This is a genomic window from Streptomyces sp. NPDC127100, from assembly GCF_042724095.1.
Lineage (GTDB): Bacteria > Actinomycetota > Actinomycetes > Streptomycetales > Streptomycetaceae > Streptomyces.
Window position 1 is genome coordinate 216,543 of record NZ_JBHXFL010000003.1, and the last position, 14,761, is coordinate 231,303.

The window sequence follows — 14,761 nt, forward strand, 5'->3', positions numbered from 1 at the left end:
AGAGGCACGACTGCCCGCGGCTGGGGCAGCGGCTGCCGTGGGGGCGGCCGGGGGCTCTGAGAGACTGGGGGCACGATGAGTGAGACTTCCGTCCAGTGGGCCGCGTCCCTGCGGGGCCGTGCAGAGATCGATCTGGCCGCACTGCGGGCCAACGTGCGCGCACTGCGTGAACGGGCGCCCGGTGCGGCCCTCATGGCCGTCGTCAAGGCCGATGCGTACGGCCACGGCGCCGTCCCGTGCGCCCGCGCGGCCGTCGCGGCCGGTGCGACCTGGCTCGGCACCGCCACGCCGCAGGAGGCGCTCACGCTCCGCGCGGAGGCGGGACTGCCGGACGACGTACGGATCATGTGCTGGCTGTGGACGCCGGGCGGCCCCTGGCGGGAGGCCGTCGAGGCCGGTCTCGACGTCTCCGTCAGCGGCATGTGGGCCCTCGACGAGGTCACCGCGGCGGCGCGCGCGGCCGGCCGGACCGCGCAGGTGCAGCTCAAGGCCGACACCGGGCTCGGCCGCGGCGGCTGCCAGCCCAGCCACGACTGGGAGGAACTCGTCCGGGAGGCCCTGCGGGCCGAGGCCGAGGGGCTGGTCCGCGTCACCGGGCTTTGGTCGCACTTCGCCTGCGCCGACGAGCCCGGGCACCCCTCCATCGCCGCCCAGCTCGCCCGCTTCCGGGAGATGACGGCGTACGCCGAGCGGCAGGGCGTGCGCCCCGACGTGCGGCACATCGCCAACTCGCCGGCCACGCTCACGCTCCCCGAGACCCACTTCGACCTCGTGCGCCCCGGCATCGCGATGTACGGCATCTCGCCCAGCCCCGAGATCGGCACCCCCGCCGACTTCGGACTGCGCCCCGTGATGACGCTGTCCGCCGCCCTGGCCCTGGTCAAGCAGGTCCCCGGCGGCCACGGCGTCAGCTACGGCCACCACTACACCACCCCCGGCGACACCACCCTCGGTCTCGTCCCGCTCGGCTACGCGGACGGCATCCCGCGCCACGCCTCCTCCACCGGCCCCGTCCTGGTCGAGGGCAAGTGGCGCACGATCGCGGGGCGGGTCGCGATGGACCAGTTCGTCGTCGACCTCGGCGGGGACCGGCCCCCGGCCGGCACCGAGGCCGTGCTGTTCGGGCCCGGCGACCGCGGCGAGCCCACCGCGGAGGACTGGGCGCAGGCCGCGGGCACCATCGCGTACGAGATCGTCACCCGGATCGGCGCGCGCGTGCCCCGCGTCCACATGAACGAGTGAGCGTCCCGGGCCCGCGTGACCAGTGACACGTGACGCGCGCCCGGCCCGGCGTGTATGACGGGCATGCCGCACGCGTTCGGGTGAATGAGGAACCAGAGGGGAATCCGCCCCGCGGCCCGGTGAGGAGGAGCGGTACGTGAGCGAGAGCAGCGCGGAGGGTGTCGCGGACGTCGCCGCGGCGGCCGTCGCCTCCGCCGCGGAGGCCGCCACCGACGTGGCCGCCGGGGGCTGGCGCCGGGCGACCGGGATCGCCGGTGCCGCGATAGGCGTGGTCGCCGCGGGCGCGGCGGCCGGCGTGGCGATAGAGCGGCTCACCGTCGGCCGCGGCATACGGCAGAAGGCGCGGCTCGCCCTCGACTCCGCGGGACCGTACGGCGGACTGCGCGGCACCCCCGGCAAGGCGTACGCCGAGGACGGCACCGAGCTGTACTACGAGGTCGACGACGTCGACCCGGAGACCGAGTCCGCGCTTACCCGGCGCCGCCGGCGGCTCTTCGGCCGCAGGACGCCCGCTCCCGTCACCGTCGTCTTCTGCCACGGCTACTGCCTCAACCAGGACTCCTGGCACTTCCAGCGGGCGGCGCTCAGGGGCGTCGTGCGCACCGTGCACTGGGACCAGCGCAGCCACGGACGGTCGGGGCGGGGCGTGGCCCAGATACGCGACGGCGAACCGGTCACCATCGACGAGCTGGGCCGGGATCTGAAGGCCGTCATCGACGCGGCCGTGCCCGACGGCCCGGTCGTGCTGGTCGGCCACTCCATGGGCGGCATGACGGTGATGGCCCTGGCCGACCGCTTCCCCGCCCTGATCCGCGAGCGCGTCGTCGGCATCGCCCTCGTCGGCACGTCGTCCGGGCGGCTCGGCGAGGTGAACTTCGGACTGCCGGTGGCAGGCGTCAACGCGGTGCGGCGGGTGCTGCCGGGGGTGCTGAAGGCGCTGGGGCAGCGGGCCGAGCTGGTGGAGAAGGGGCGGCGGGCGACGGCGGACCTGTTCGCCGGGATCATCAAGCGGTACTCGTTCGCCTCCCGGGACGTCGACCCGGCCGTGGCCCGGTTCGCCGAGCGGATGATCGAGTCCACGCCGATCGACGTGGTCGCCGAGTACTACCCGGCGTTCAACGACCACGACAAGACCGAGGCCCTCGCCCGCTTCCGCGACCTGCCGGTGCTGGTGCTGGCCGGGGTGCGGGACCTGGTGACGCCCAGCGAGCACAGCGAGGCGATCGCCGGCCTGCTGCCGGACGCCGAGCTGGTGCTCGTGCCCGACGCGGGGCACCTGGTGATGCTGGAACACCCGGAACTGGTCACCGACCGCCTGGCCGACCTGCTCGCCCGCGCGAACGAGAAGGCGCGCGGCGCGGCGGTGTGAGCGCGGCGGCGGCACGGGCGCCGCGCCGGCAGCGGCTACCGTTGAGGGCTATGGAAGCACCAGCAGCACCGCAGGGCCCGGCCGGACCCGCCCCCGCCGTCGAGATCACCGTCACCTCACCGGAGCAGATGCGGGAACTGGGCCGCAGGCTCGCCAAACTGCTGCGCGCCGGTGACCTGGTGATGCTGAGCGGGGAGCTGGGCGCGGGCAAGACGACGCTGACCCGCGGGCTCGGCGAGGGCCTCGGCGTCCGCGGCGCCGTCACCTCCCCGACCTTCGTGATCGCCCGCGTGCACCCCTCGCTCGGCGACGGTCCGCCGCTCGTCCACGTCGACGCCTACCGGCTGTCCGGCGGACTCGACGAGATGGAGGACCTCGACCTGGACGTCTCCCTGTCCGACTCGGTGATCGTGGTCGAGTGGGGCGAGGGCAAGGTGGAGGAGCTCACCGAGGACCGGTTGCAGCTCCTGATCCACCGGGCCGTGGGCGACACCACCGACGAGGTCCGCCACGTGACGCTGACGGGCGTCGGCGAGCGCTGGGCGACGGCCGATCTGAGCGTCCTCGCCGCCTGAGGCAGTCGCCGGCCCGGATTCCGACAACACGTCGGCAAGATGTTGCCAACGGGGTCCCGCCCGTGGTCACATGGTACCCAGCTCGTAGTTAGGTATGCCTAACTACGCCCGCCCCCGACCTTCAGGAGGCGTCCGTGCCGCAGCCCGTGACCCAGCCGTCCGCGCCCGCCGGGGTGTCCATGCACGACCTGCTCGCGGCCTGCGCCGCGGCGGCCGCGGTCTCCACGCCGCCGCGCGCGCCGGAACCGGAGCGGTGCCGCCCCGTCCGGGAGCACCGCGAGGCCGCCTGACCCCGCGGGCGTCAGGGGATGACGACGACGGGCTGGCCGATCGTCGCGAACCGCCACATCGCGTCGCCGTCCGCGCGGGACTCCCGGATGCCGCCGGTCCGCAGGCCCGGAGCCGGCTTCGGCGGGGAGGCGTCCACCGCCGCGCTGAAGCCGACGACCACGCCCGCGACGCTGGTGAAGCGCACGACGTGCTCGACCGGGATGCCGTCCGATCCGGTGATCCGCTTCGATCGCGACGTGACGGCGTAGGTGCCCGGCACCGGGTCGACCCTGCCGGGAGTGACCGTGAAGGTGTCCTGGACCCTGTTGTCCGGGCCGACCAGCCACACCCGGTCGTCGTCCAGCGAGTACACCACCCGCTCGCCCCGTCCCGAACCGAGGGGCAGGGCGTCCGGATGCCGCGCGTCGCGGGGCGCCTTGGAGGCACCGGGGGCGGGCTTGCCGGTCGCGTGCGCCCTGTCCGGCTCGGCCGGCAGGCGCGCCGACGCCTGGTAGGTGAGGAAACCGACCGTGCCGAGGGCCGCCGCGGTGAGCGCGGCCACCCAACCGGCGCTGCTGCTTGCCACTGGGACCACCTGGGCCTCGTACGTCGTACTCGGGAACGGGGCGTCACGACCGGTGCGGTCGTCGTCACGCTGCGTGCTTCCGGCGACCGTAGCAGCAGGCGGCCGTGCGACCCGGCCGTCCGACACGGGCCCGCGGGCGCCGTAGGCTGTTTGCGTGCTCTTGCTCGCTCTGGATACCGCCACGCCCGCCGTGACCGTCGCGCTGCACGACGGTACGGACGTCATCGCCTCGTCGAGCCAGGTGGACGCACGCCGGCACGGTGAGCTGCTGCTCCCCGCCGTCGACCGGGTCCTCGCCGAGGCCGGACTGCGACTCGACGCCGTCACCGGCGTCGTCGCCGGCATCGGCCCCGGCCCCTACACGGGGCTGCGCGTCGGCCTGATGACCGCGGACACCTTCGGGCTCGCGCTCGGCGTCCCCGTGCACGGCGTGTGCACGCTGGACGGACTGGCGTACGCGGCCGACCTGGAGGGTCCCTTCGTGGTGGCGACGGACGCCCGCCGCAAGGAGGTCTACTGGGCCCGCTACGCCGACTCCCGCACCCGTCTCACCGATCCGGCGGTCGACCGTCCCGCCGACATCGCCGAGCAGGTGGCCGGGTTGCCCGCCGTCGGCGCCGGCGCCCTGCTGTACCCGGACACCTTCCCGCGGGCGCACGAGCCCGAGCACGTGTCCGCCGCCGCCCTGGCCCGCCTGGCCGCCGAGAAGCTCGCGGCGGGTGAGGAACTGCCCGCGCCCCGGCCGATGTACCTGCGCCGGCCGGACGCCCAGGTCCCCAAGAACTACAAGGTGGTCACCCCCAGGTGACCGGGCCCGTGACCTCGACCGTGGACGCCGTGCTGCGCGAGATGCGCTGGTGGGACATCGACCCGGTGCTCCGGCTGGAGCGGGAGCTGTTCCCGGAGGACGCCTGGTCGCGGGGGATGTTCTGGTCCGAGCTGGCCCACGCGCGCGGGCCGGGCGCGACCCGGAAGTACGTCGTCGCGGTGCTGCCGGACGAGGCCGGCGCGAACGGCGACCGCATCGTGGGCTACGCGGGCCTCGTCGCCTCCGGCGAGCAGTCCGACGTGCAGACCATCGCCGTCGCCCGCGACCACTGGGGCACCGGACTCGGCGCGCGGCTGCTGACCGAACTGCTGCGGGCGGCCACCGCCTTCGAGAGCACGGAAGTGCTGCTGGAGTGCCGGGTGGACAACACCCGTGCGCAGCGGCTGTACGAGCGCTTCGGTTTTGAACCCATCGGCTTCCGGCGCGGCTACTACCAGCCGGGCAACGTGGACGCCCTGGTGATGCGCCTGACCACAGCGCCCGGCGGCGGCCCCGCCGCGGGCGCCGACCCCGTACAAGGAACCGACAACCATGGCTGACTCACGCGACGAACCTCTCGTACTGGGGATCGAGACCTCCTGCGACGAGACCGGTGTCGGTGTCGTGCGCGGCACCACCCTGCTGGCCGACGCCGTCGCCTCCAGCGTCGACGAGCACGCCCGGTTCGGCGGCGTCGTCCCCGAGGTGGCGAGCCGCGCCCACCTGGAGGCGATGGTCCCCACCATCGACCGCGCGCTGAAGGAGGCGGGCGTCAGCGCCCGCGACCTCGACGGCATCGCCGTCACCGCCGGCCCCGGCCTGGCCGGCGCCCTGCTGGTCGGCGTCTCGGCGGCCAAGGCGTACGCCTACGCGCTCGGCAAGCCCCTGTACGGCGTCAACCACCTCGCCTCCCACATCTGCGTCGACCAGCTCGAGCACGGGCCGCTGCCCGAGCCGACCATGGCGCTGCTGGTCTCCGGCGGGCACTCCTCGCTGCTGCTGTCGACGGACATCACCTCCGACGTCCGGCCGATGGGCGCCACCATCGACGACGCGGCCGGCGAGGCCTTCGACAAGATCGCCCGCGTGCTGAACCTGGGCTTCCCCGGCGGCCCGGTCATCGACCGGTACGCGCGCGAGGGCGACCCGAAGGCGATCGCGTTCCCGCGCGGACTCACCGGGCCGCGCGACCCGCAGTACGACTTCTCCTTCTCCGGGCTGAAGACGGCCGTGGCCCGCTGGATCGAGGCCAAGCGGGCGGCGGGCGAGGACGTGCCGGTGCGGGACGTGGCGGCCTCCTTCCAGGAGGCGGTCGTGGACGTGCTGACCCGCAAGGCGGTGCGGGCCTGCAAGGACCAGGGCGTCGACCACCTGATGATCGGCGGCGGCGTGGCCGCCAACTCGCGGCTGCGGGTCCTGGCGCAGGAGCGCTGCGAGGCGGCCGGCATCCGGCTGCGCGTGCCGCGGCCCAAGCTGTGCACGGACAACGGCGCCATGGTCGCCGCCCTCGGCGCCGAGATGGTCGCCCGGAACCGGGCCGCCTCCGACTGGGACCTGTCGGCGGACTCCTCGCTGCCGGTGACGGACCCGCACGTGCCGGGGCAGGGCCACACGCACGACCACGTCCACGAGACGGCCAAGGAGAACCTCTACCCGTGACCGTCGCGCTGATGTGGGAGGCGCGGGCCGTGCCCGGCCGGGGCGAGGACCTGCTGGCCTGGGCGCGGGCGCAGCCCCTGGACGGCAGGCCGCTGCGCCGGGAGACGCTGCGCGCCCCGCAGGACCGGGTCCTCGTCGTCACCTGGTGGGACGCCGCCTACGACGCCGACCTGCCCGAACTGCCGGAGCCGGACGGGAGCCTGGTCACGCGGGCGGTGCACCGGTGGCGGTTCGAGTCGGTGGCCGCGGACTGACCCGGAGCGCCCGCGCCGGCGCCGGCGGCGTCAGAGCGCCGGTGACACCTCCGCGTCGCAGCGCAGCCGCCGGTCCGGTCCGAGCACCCGTGCCGGGCCGGTGAGCGTCAGCCGCGCCGTGTGGCGGACGTCCGCACTGGACGCCGCCAACCTCAGTTCCAGGGCACCGGGTTCGACGGTCCGGCGGCCCGAGCGGTCGGTGAACGCCGAGAGGTCGGCGTGGAACCGGAACGTCACCCGGCGGGCCTCGCCGGGCGCCAGCTCCAGCCGCCGGTAGCCGATCAGGCGGACGTCCGGGCGGGTCACCGACGCCACCGGGTCGTGCAGGTAGAGCTGCACCACCTCGGCGCCGGACCGGTCACCGGTGTTGCGCACGGTCACCGACACGTCGTACGAGCCGTCCGTGCCGATCTCCACGCCGTCCTGCGGGCCGTTCTCCGTGCCGTCCTGCGGGCCGCCGGTGGGGCCCTCCCACGCGAACGTCGTGTACGAGCGGCCGTGGCCGAAGGGGTACAGCGGGGTCGGGTCGAGGTTGCTGACCTCGCCGGCCAGGCCCAGCGGAGGCTGGAGATAGGTCCACGGCTGGCCGCCGGGCAGGTGCGGCACGCTCACCGGGAGGCGGCCGGAGGGGGAGACGCGGCCCGACAGCACGCCCGCCACCGCCGGGCCGCCCTCCTCGCCGGGGAAGAACGCCTGCACGGCGGCGCCGAGCCGCCCGTGCCAGCGGCCGAGCGCGTAGGGGCGCCCGGTCAGCAGCACCAGGACCACCGGCACGCCCGTCGCGACGAGCGCGTCCAGCAGCGCGCCCTGGACCCCGGGCAGCCTGAGGTCGCTGACGTCGCAGCCCTCGCCGGAGGTGCCCCGCCCGAACAGTCCGGCCCGGTCGCCCAGGACCGCGACGCACACGTCGGCCTCGGCGGTCCGCGCCACCGCCTCCTCGAAGCCCGACGTGTCCGGCCCGGAGGTGTCGCAGCCCTCGGTGAACGTCACCTTGGCGTCGGGCAGTTCGGCCCGCAGGGCGTCCAGCACGGTCGGGATGTCGATGCCCGCAGGCACCCCGGGGTGGTGGGGGAGGACGTGGGACGGGAAGGAGTAGCAGCCCAGCATGGCCAGGGCGTCGGCGGCCCGCGGGCCGACCACCGCGATCCGGGCGTCGGGGGCGAGCGGCAGGACGCCGTCGGGATTGTCCAGGAGCACCACCGACTCCTCGGCCAGCCGGCGGGCCAGGGCGCGGTTGGCGGGGGAGTCCAGGTCGACCGGGCCGGGGCCGCCGGCCGGCTCGGGCGTCCAGTCCTCGTCCAGCAGGCCCAGTTCGCACTTCTGGAGCAGCACGCGGCGGGCCGACACGTCGATCAGTTCCTCGGGGACCTCGCCCGCCCGGACCGCCTCCAGCAGGGGCCTGCCGTAGCAGCGCACCGTCGGCAGCTCCACGTCGATGCCGGCCGCGAGGGCCAGGTGGGCCGCCTCGGCGGGGGTGCCGGCGACCCGGTGCAGGGACTCCAGGAAGCCGATGCCGAAGTAGTCGGCGACCACCGTGCCGGTGAAGCCCCACTCGTCCCTCAGCAGGCCGGTCAGCAGTGCCGGGTCGGCCGAGGCGGGGACACCGTCCGTCTCCGTGTAAGCCGCCATCACCGACCGGGCGCCGCCCTCGCGCAGCGCGAGCTCGAACGGCGGGAGCGTCACGTCGGCGAACTCCCGCACGCCCGCCCGCACCGGGGCCAGGTTGCGGGCGCCGGCCGAGGAGGCGTACCCGGCGAAGTGCTTGAGCGTGGCGACGACCCCGGCCGACTCCAGGCCCCGGACGTAGGCGCTGCCGATCGTGCCGACCAGGTACGGGTCCTCGCCGATCGTCTCCTCCACCCGGCCCCAGCGCGGGTCCCGCACGACGTCCAGGACGGGGGCGAGGCCCTGGTGGACGCCGACCGAGCGCAGGTCGTGGCCGATGCGCCGGGCCATCTCCTCGACCAGGTCGGGGTCGAAGGCGGCGCCCCAGGCCAGCGGCACCGGGTAGGCGGTGGCCCGCCAGGCGGTGAAGCCGGCCAGGCACTCCTCGTGGGCGAGCGCCGGGATGCCGAAGCGGCCGGCCTCGCGGATGCGGTGCTGGGCGCGGGCGAGGGCCCGCGCGCCGAGGGCCGGGTCGACGGGGGCGGTGCCGAACGGGCGGGTGAGCTGGCCGAGACCGTGGGTGATCAGCTCGTCCCAGTCGTGGTCGGCGGTCATCTCGTGCTGGAGCGGGGCGACGCCGTCGCCGTCCGTGGCGGCGCCCACCCACACGCCGTACAGCTGTGCGGCCTTCTCCTCCAGGGTCATCCGGGCCAGGAGGTCGTCGACGCGGGCGGCGGCGGGCAGGGCGGGGTCACGCCAGGGCGCGGTGGTCATGGAACTCCTGTCGGGGTGGACGGGACGGCTGCCCTCTCACGAACGCTTGGTCACGAACGACTGCGAATGTTTCGACGTAACCATCGAATGTTCCGGAAACCTATGGCCGGGGGAAGTCTTCGTCAAGAGGGGCAGCGGGGTTACGATCGCCGCCATGACATCCCCGCAGCCCGCCGAAACACGGCCGCAGAGGCGGTCCGCGCAGACCGCGACCCTCGCCGAGATCGCCCGCGAGGCCGGTGTGTCGGCACCGACTGTTTCGAAGGTCCTCAACGGCCGCGCCGACGTCGCCCCCGCGACCCGGGCCCGCGTGGAGGACCTGCTGCGGGCCCACGGCTACCGGCGCAGGCGGGCCGAGGCGACCCGCTCGCCCCTGATCGACCTGGTCTTCCACGAGCTGGAGAGCGCCTGGGCGATGGAGGTCATCCGGGGTGTGGAGAACGTGGCGCGGGACGCGGGGCTCAGCGTCGTGCTCTCCGAGAGCGCCGGCCGCCTCACACCCGGCAGGACCTGGGCCGACCAGGTCGCCGCCCGCCGCCCGCACGGCGTCGTCCTCGTGCTGTCGGGGCTGGACGAGTCCCAGCGGGCCCTGCTGACCAGCCGCTCCATCCCGTTCGTGGTCATGGACCCGGCCGGCGACCCGGGTGCCGACGTGCCGTCCATCGGCGCCACCAACTGGCAGGGCGGCCTCGCCGCCACCCGCCACCTGATCGACCTGGGGCACACCCGCATCGGAGCGATCAGCGGCCCCACCCGGATGATGTGCAGCCGCGCCCGCGTCGACGGCTACCGGGCCGCCCTGGAGACGGCCGGGCTGCCGGTCGACCCGGAGCTGATCGTGACCGGCGACTTCCACCACGAGGCCGGCTACCGCCAGGGCCTGGAACTGCTGCGCCGCGCCGACCGGCCGACCGCGGTCTTCGCCGGCAACGACCTCCAGGCGCTCGGGCTCTACGAGGCCGCGCGCGAACTGGGGCTGCGCATCCCGCAGGACCTGAGCGTGGTCGGGTTCGACGACCTGCCGGTGGCGCGCTGGGTGGGACCGCCGCTGACGACCGTGCGGCAGCCGCTCACGGAGATGGCCGAGGCGGCGGCCCGTCTCGTGCTGGACCTCGGCCGCGACGACGGCCCGGCCGCGGCCACCCGGGTGGAGCTGGCCACCAGCCTGGAGGTGCGCAGCAGTACGGCACGGCCGCCGGCCGCCTGAGGTGGCCGACGGCCGGCCGAACGCCGGGTCGAAACATTCGCGAAAGGTTTCGGTGCCCGTCGGCCCCCACCTCGCCGGCCGCCACTCGCCGGTCCGTTCCGGCTCGGTCCGTTCGGGCTCGGTTCGGTCACCCTCGGTCCGGTCACCTTCGCTCCGTCCGCCCACGGGGCGAGAAGTCTGAGAATTTCCGCAGAATGCCGTGCGCGTCTACCCGCCCCCGATAATTCGGACTTATGTTCCTCCTGGACGGGGCACTCGGGTGGGGACGCGAGCGGAACGGGCGGGGGCGGGCGCATGGCCGCGCGGGCGGGTCGGAACGGACGTTCGGCGATCAGGACCGCGGGCCTCGCCCTGGCGGGCGCCCTGCTGCTGGGCATCGCCGCGGCGGGCTGGGCGTACTGGCACCTGAACGGCAACATCAGAAGCGTCGACATCGACGGCGCGCTCGGCGACGACCGGCCCGTCCGGCCCCTCACCGCCCCCTCCGCCTCCGCGTCCGCGCCGCCCAGCGGTGCGCTGAACCTCCTCGTCCTCGGCTCGGACTCGCGCAGCGGCGAGGAGAACCGGGAACTGGGCGGCGGCGACAGCGAGGGCGCCCGGTCCGACACGGCGATGGTCGTCCACCTCGACGCCGGCCGGACCTCCGCCACCGTCGTCAGCATCCCGCGCGACACGCTCGTCACCCGCCCGTCCTGCCCGCTGCCGTCCGGCGGCACGAGCGCGGAGGCCGACGGCGCGATGTTCAACACCGCGTACGCCCTGGGCGGGCCCGTCTGCGCGGTCAAGACCGTCGAGTCGCTCACCGGCGTCCGCATGGACCACTACATCGAGATCGACTTCTCCGGCTTCGCCGAACTGGTCGACGCCCTCGGCGGCGTCACCGTCACCACCGACGTGGACATCGACGACGACAAGTCCCACCTCCACCTGGACGCCGGCACCCACCACCTCGACGGCACCCAGGCCCTCGGGCTGGCCCGCACCCGGTACGGGCTGGCCGGCGGCAGCGACCTCGCCCGCATCGGACTCCAGCAGAAACTCGTCAAGGCGCTGCTGGGCCGGATCTCCGACGCCGGCCTGCTCACCGACCCCGCCCGGCTGTACCGGGTCGCCGACGCGGTCACCGGCAGCCTGACCACCGACACCGGGCTGGACTCGCTGGGCGAGCTGACGGACCTCGGCCGCAGCCTCGCGGGCCTGTCGGAGGACGCCGTGCGGACGGTGACGATGCCGGTCGATCCGGCACCGTGGGACACCAACCGGGTGGTGGCCCGGGAACCGGACGCCCGGAAGCTGTGGGAGTCGCTCCGCTGAACCACCTCTGACCTGCGAGGATGCCGGTGCGGATGCGGCCGGGACGGAGGCCGGAAAAAATTCTCGGGAAAAATCCGGGGCGCTGTCGATCCACGGCCCTCCCGTTCGACGTACGGGTGAGAGGCCGGGAGCGACCCGGTCCCGGACCACCGACCGAGGAGTCACCATGCCCCGCTACCTGTCGCTCGTGCGCATCGACGAGAACAACACCCCCGCCGGCGGCCCCAGCCCGGAGCTGATGCAGCGCATGGGGGAGCTGATGGAGGAGATGACGAAGGCCGGCGTCCTGCTGGACACCGCCGGGCTGACCCCCACCGCCCAGGGCACCCGCGTCCACTACGAGGCCGGGCAGCTCTCCGTCACCGACGGTCCCTTCACCGAGACCAAGGAGGTCATCGGCGGCTACGCGCTGATGCAGGCCAAGGACATGGCCGAGGCGATCGAGTGGACCAAGCGCTTCCTGAAGGTCCACGAGGAGCACTGGACGGTGACCTGCGAGGTGCGGGAGATCATGGAGGGCTGACGTCCGCTTCGTTCCGGGCGCGCGAGGGTGTTGCATGTGGGCTGTGAAGCCACAGCCCACGGCCGCCCCGCGCGGCACCACCGCCTCCGACCGGACCACGGAGGCGATCGAGACGGTCTTCCGGCTGGAGTACCCGCGCGTGGTCGCCGGCGTCGCCCGCGTCGTCCGGGACGTCGGCATCGCCGAGGAGATCGCGCAGGACGCGCTGGTCGCGGCCCTGGAGCAGTGGCCCCGCGACGGGGTGCCCGACCGTCCGGGCGCCTGGCTGACGACCACCGCCCGGCGCCGCGCCGTCGACCTGGTCCGGCGCCGGGAGACCTACGCCCGCAAGCTGGCGGAGATCGGCCGGGACCTGCCCGTCGCCGCCCCGCCGGAGGAGCCCGCCGACCCGGACGGCATCGACGACGACCTGCTGCGGCTCGTCTTCACGGCCTGCCACCCGGTGCTGTCCGCCGAGGCGCGCATCGCGCTGACGCTGCGCCTGCTGGGCGGCCTGACCACCACCGAGATCGCCCGCGCCGTCCTGGCACCGGAACCGACGGTCGCGCAGCGCATCGTGCGCGCCAAGCGGACGCTGGCGGCACGGAACGTCGCCTTCGAGGTCCCGTACGGACCGGAGCGGACGGCCCGGCTCGGCTCGGTCCTGGAGGTCATCTACCTGATCTTCAACGAGGGCTACGCGGCCACCGCCGGCGACGACTGGCTGCGGCCCGGCCTGTGCGAGGACGCGCTGCGCCTGGCCCGTGTGCTGTCCGCCCTCATGCCGAAGGAACCCGAGGTCCACGGCCTGACCGCGCTGCTCGAGTTCCAGGCGTCCCGCACCGCCGCCCGCACCGGCCCCGACGGCGCCCCCGTCCTGCTCAGGGACCAGAACCGCCGCCGCTGGAACCGCATGCTCATCGCCCGCGGCATCACCGCCCTCGCCCGCGCGAACGCCCACGCCGCCGGTGCCCCCGGCCCGTACGCGCTCCAGGCCGCCATCGCCGCGTGCCACGCCATGGCGTTCACCTACGAGGAGACCGACTGGCCGCGCATCGCCACGCTGTACGGGCTGCTCGCGGCCCGCGCCCCGTCCCCGGTCGTCGAACTCAACCGCGCGGTCGCCGTGTCGATGGCCGAGGGTCCGGCCCCGGCGCTCGCCCTCGTCGACGCCCTCGCGGCCGAACCCGCCCTGCGCGGCTACCACCTGCTGCCCAGCGTCCGCGCCGACCTGCTGCTGCGCCTGGGCCGTACGGCGGAGGCCCGCTCGGAGTTCGAACGCGCCGCGTCCCTGACCCGCAACGAACGCGAACGCGACCTGCTGGCCCGCCGCGCACGGGAGTGCGGCTGAGACGCCGTCAGCGCACCGGGTGCCCGATCAGCATCGTCGGCGCCCCCGCGACCCGGGTCATGAACACCGTGGCCGCGTTCGGCCCCTGGGGCCTGACCTTGCGGCGCAGCTCCTCCGGCTCGACCGCCGAGCCGCGCTTCTTCACGGTGAGCGTGCCGACCCGGCGCTCCCGCAGCAGCGCCTTCAGCTTCTTGACGTTGAAGGGCATCCGGTCGGTGATCTCGTACGCCGTGGCGTACGCCGTCGGCACCAGGTCGTCCGCGGTGACGTAGGCGATGGTCGCGTCGAGCAGCCCGCCGCCCACCCGTGCGGCGACCTCGGCGACCAGATGGGCCCGGATGACGGCACCGTCGGGCTCGTACAGGTACCGGCCGGGTGTGCGGACCTCCGGGTCGGGCAGGCCGGTGCCGAGCAGGGTGCGCGGCCCCGGCAGCAGCGTCGCCCGGACCGCCCCCGGCGCGGTGCCGAACCACAGCACCGCCTCCTTCACGTCCCCGCCGTCGGAGATCCACTCGGCCTCGGCGTCGTCCGGCACCGCCTCGTGCGGAATGCCGGGCGCCACCTTCAGCGCGGCGGCGCGCGGCGCCTTACGGGCGGCCTCCACGGCCCAGGACAGCGGCGGCGAGTACGCCTCGGGATCGAAGATCCGGCCCCGTCCGCCGCGCCGCGCCGGGTCGACGAAGACGGCGTCGTACCCGCTCGTGTCCACCTCGGTGACGTCCGCCTCGCGCACCTCGACCAGGTCGGCCAGCCCGAGCGCCTCGGCGTTGGCGCGGGCGGCCCCCGCCGTCGCCGGGTCGCGGTCGACGGCCAGGACCCGGATGCCCGCGCGGGCCAGCGCGATCGCGTCGCCGCCGATCCCGCAGCACAGGTCGGCGACCGAGGTGATGCCCAGCTCCTTGAGGCGTTCCGCCCGGTACGCCGCCACGCTCGCCCGGGTCGACTGCTCCACCCCGTTCGGCGTGAAGAACATCCGCCCGGCGTCCTCGGCCCCGAACTTCGCCACCGCCCGCTGCCGCAGCCGCGCCTGCCCGAGCGCCGCCGACACCAGCCCGGCCGGGTGGTCGCGGCGCAGCCGGGTGGCGACGGCCAGCTCCCGCGCGGGGTCGGTGTCGCGGACCTCGTCGAGCAGGGCGCGGCCGTCGGGGGTGAGCAGGGCGTGGAGGGCGTCGAGGTCGTTCACCGGCCCATTGTGGGCCAGTCGGTGGATGGTGTGCCCGCGGCGCGGTGTCGGGGGCCGGCCAG

At 74.8% G+C, this 14,761-nt stretch carries 14 protein-coding genes and 1 pseudogene; 12 read left to right on the forward strand and 3 right to left on the reverse strand.

Annotated features, from left to right (window positions below):
- Positions 1-75: 75 nt before the first annotated feature.
- The 4 genes and pseudogenes from alr to ACFWJB_RS05840 all read left to right on the forward strand — a co-directional run bounded on the left by alr (position 76) and on the right by ACFWJB_RS05840 (position 3,476).
- The gene (gene alr, locus ACFWJB_RS05825) at positions 76-1,242 is read left to right on the forward strand and encodes an alanine racemase (protein WP_386920450.1); all 1,167 of its coding nucleotides are present in this window, start codon (positions 76-78) and stop codon (positions 1,240-1,242) included.
- A 136-nt stretch (positions 1,243-1,378) separates the two neighbouring features.
- Positions 1,379-2,693, forward strand: a pseudogene (locus ACFWJB_RS05830) (alpha/beta fold hydrolase); the annotation flags it as partial.
- Positions 2,662-3,186, forward strand: coding sequence for a tRNA (adenosine(37)-N6)-threonylcarbamoyltransferase complex ATPase subunit type 1 TsaE (gene tsaE / locus ACFWJB_RS05835; protein WP_386920452.1), 525 nt, complete (start codon positions 2,662-2,664; stop codon positions 3,184-3,186). The pseudogene ACFWJB_RS05830 and the gene tsaE, both read left to right, overlap by 32 nt.
- A gap of 134 nt (positions 3,187-3,320) precedes the next feature.
- Complete coding sequence (locus tag ACFWJB_RS05840) at positions 3,321-3,476, forward strand: hypothetical protein (protein WP_386920454.1); 156 nt, start codon at positions 3,321-3,323, stop codon at positions 3,474-3,476.
- 11 nt (positions 3,477-3,487) lie between these two features.
- On the opposite strand, the gene ACFWJB_RS05845 is transcribed toward ACFWJB_RS05840, so the two are convergent.
- Positions 3,488-4,042: a hypothetical protein gene (locus ACFWJB_RS05845; RefSeq protein WP_385459778.1), complete on the reverse strand. Its 555-nt coding sequence runs from the start codon at positions 4,040-4,042 to the stop codon at positions 3,488-3,490.
- Positions 4,043-4,196: 154 nt separating this feature from the next.
- On the opposite strand from ACFWJB_RS05845, the gene tsaB reads away from it, so the two are divergent.
- The 4 genes from tsaB to ACFWJB_RS05865 are packed head-to-tail and all read left to right on the forward strand — an operon-like array spanning position 4,197 to position 6,763.
- A complete protein-coding gene (tsaB, locus tag ACFWJB_RS05850; protein WP_385459780.1) occupies positions 4,197-4,850 on the forward strand; it encodes a tRNA (adenosine(37)-N6)-threonylcarbamoyltransferase complex dimerization subunit type 1 TsaB in 654 nt (217 codons plus the stop codon).
- A 41-nt stretch (positions 4,851-4,891) separates the two neighbouring features.
- On the forward strand, positions 4,892-5,410 hold the full coding sequence (gene rimI, locus ACFWJB_RS05855) for a ribosomal protein S18-alanine N-acetyltransferase (protein WP_385459789.1): 519 nt from the start codon (positions 4,892-4,894) through the stop codon (positions 5,408-5,410).
- Positions 5,403-6,509 carry a tRNA (adenosine(37)-N6)-threonylcarbamoyltransferase complex transferase subunit TsaD gene (gene tsaD, locus ACFWJB_RS05860; protein ID WP_385459781.1) on the forward strand — a complete coding sequence of 369 codons (1,107 nt, stop codon included), beginning with the start codon at positions 5,403-5,405 and terminating at the stop codon, positions 6,507-6,509. The genes rimI and tsaD overlap by 8 nt, the downstream gene beginning before the upstream one ends.
- Complete coding sequence (locus ACFWJB_RS05865) at positions 6,506-6,763, forward strand: hypothetical protein (protein WP_385459783.1); 258 nt, start codon at positions 6,506-6,508, stop codon at positions 6,761-6,763. Before tsaD ends, ACFWJB_RS05865 begins: the two co-directional genes overlap by 4 nt.
- 30 nt (positions 6,764-6,793) lie before the next feature.
- Here the strand turns inward: ACFWJB_RS05865 and ACFWJB_RS05870 are convergent, their stop codons facing one another.
- Positions 6,794-9,142 carry a glycoside hydrolase family 3 N-terminal domain-containing protein gene (locus ACFWJB_RS05870; RefSeq protein WP_386920458.1) on the reverse strand — a complete coding sequence of 783 codons (2,349 nt, stop codon included), beginning with the start codon at positions 9,140-9,142 and terminating at the stop codon, positions 6,794-6,796.
- Between the two features lie 154 nt (positions 9,143-9,296).
- Here ACFWJB_RS05870 and ACFWJB_RS05875 point away from each other — a divergent pair, with 154 nt between their 5' ends.
- The 4 genes from ACFWJB_RS05875 to ACFWJB_RS05890 all read left to right on the forward strand — a co-directional run bounded on the left by ACFWJB_RS05875 (position 9,297) and on the right by ACFWJB_RS05890 (position 13,516).
- Positions 9,297-10,349 carry a LacI family DNA-binding transcriptional regulator gene (locus ACFWJB_RS05875; protein ID WP_385459173.1) on the forward strand — a complete coding sequence of 351 codons (1,053 nt, stop codon included), beginning with the start codon at positions 9,297-9,299 and terminating at the stop codon, positions 10,347-10,349.
- Between the two features lie 294 nt (positions 10,350-10,643).
- The gene (locus tag ACFWJB_RS05880; RefSeq protein ID WP_385459171.1) at positions 10,644-11,663 is read left to right on the forward strand and encodes an LCP family protein; all 1,020 of its coding nucleotides are present in this window, start codon (positions 10,644-10,646) and stop codon (positions 11,661-11,663) included.
- Between the two features lie 166 nt (positions 11,664-11,829).
- A complete protein-coding gene (locus ACFWJB_RS05885) occupies positions 11,830-12,186 on the forward strand; it encodes a YciI family protein (RefSeq protein WP_385459169.1) in 357 nt (118 codons plus the stop codon).
- Positions 12,187-12,220: 34 nt separating this feature from the next.
- Positions 12,221-13,516, forward strand: a complete 1,296-nt coding sequence (locus ACFWJB_RS05890) for an RNA polymerase sigma factor (protein ID WP_386920461.1) — start codon at positions 12,221-12,223, stop codon at positions 13,514-13,516.
- Positions 13,517-13,523: 7 nt separating this feature from the next.
- Here the strand turns inward: ACFWJB_RS05890 and ACFWJB_RS05895 are convergent, their stop codons facing one another.
- Positions 13,524-14,699 carry a methyltransferase domain-containing protein gene (locus ACFWJB_RS05895; protein WP_385459165.1) on the reverse strand — a complete coding sequence of 392 codons (1,176 nt, stop codon included), beginning with the start codon at positions 14,697-14,699 and terminating at the stop codon, positions 13,524-13,526.
- Between the last annotated feature and the right edge of the window lie 62 nt (positions 14,700-14,761).

Coding starts and splice junctions, on each gene's coding strand:
- rimI (WP_385459789.1), top strand. CDS start 4,892: ATGCGCTGGTGGGACATCGACCCGGTGCTCCGGCTGGAGCGGGAGCTG.
- alr (WP_386920450.1), top strand. CDS start 76: ATGAGTGAGACTTCCGTCCAGTGGGCCGCGTCCCTGCGGGGCCGTGCA.
- tsaE (WP_386920452.1), top strand. CDS start 2,662: ATGGAAGCACCAGCAGCACCGCAGGGCCCGGCCGGACCCGCCCCCGCC.
- ACFWJB_RS05880 (WP_385459171.1), top strand. CDS start 10,644: ATGGCCGCGCGGGCGGGTCGGAACGGACGTTCGGCGATCAGGACCGCG.
- ACFWJB_RS05890 (WP_386920461.1), top strand. CDS start 12,221: ATGTGGGCTGTGAAGCCACAGCCCACGGCCGCCCCGCGCGGCACCACC.
- ACFWJB_RS05885 (WP_385459169.1), top strand. CDS start 11,830: ATGCCCCGCTACCTGTCGCTCGTGCGCATCGACGAGAACAACACCCCC.
- tsaD (WP_385459781.1), top strand. CDS start 5,403: ATGGCTGACTCACGCGACGAACCTCTCGTACTGGGGATCGAGACCTCC.
- ACFWJB_RS05875 (WP_385459173.1), top strand. CDS start 9,297: ATGACATCCCCGCAGCCCGCCGAAACACGGCCGCAGAGGCGGTCCGCG.
- ACFWJB_RS05870 (WP_386920458.1), bottom strand. CDS start 9,142: ATGACCACCGCGCCCTGGCGTGACCCCGCCCTGCCCGCCGCCGCCCGC.